This is a genomic window from Pseudomonas sp. HY13-MNA-CIBAN-0226 (assembly GCF_040310305.1).
In the GTDB taxonomy this organism is placed as follows: domain Bacteria; phylum Pseudomonadota; class Gammaproteobacteria; order Pseudomonadales; family Pseudomonadaceae; genus Aquipseudomonas; species Aquipseudomonas gregormendelii.
Map to the genome: position 1 here is coordinate 1 of NZ_JBEOPS010000087.1, position 392 is coordinate 392.

1 protein-coding gene is annotated in these 392 nt (G+C 46.2%); it reads right to left on the minus strand.

Features of this window, described 5'->3' with window-relative positions:
• On the minus strand, positions 1-392 hold a 392-nt coding region (locus AAEZ05_RS27875), incomplete at both ends, for a hypothetical protein (protein ID WP_350649777.1).

Consider the following 392-nt stretch of genomic DNA (forward strand, 5'->3'; position numbering starts at 1 on the left):
TCATGATCAAAGGTGATCATATGCCCCCAACCTAAATCGATAGGGTTAAAATAACGACGGGTGATATCGACACCTGCACTGCCTGGCAGTTTGGCAAGCAAAGCATCGTATTTGCCATTTAAATAGTCCATAAAGTCTTCATCTTGGGCCCAAGCAGGTAAAAAGTGGATAAAGGCTTGGGCAAAACCATTTTCCGTATGATTCATGCCGTAAGCACGCATCCCTAGACGAACTAAGTTAAACGGTTGTCCTGCTGCCATTAAGGCTTGATAAACCAATGGAGCATCTTTGATATCCCCATGCACTTCATACGCCAGTGTGCCTGCTACGCCCAACCGAAAAATCCGCACAGCAATACCTGTTGGTGGTAGTTCACCCCCGTAGATATGCAC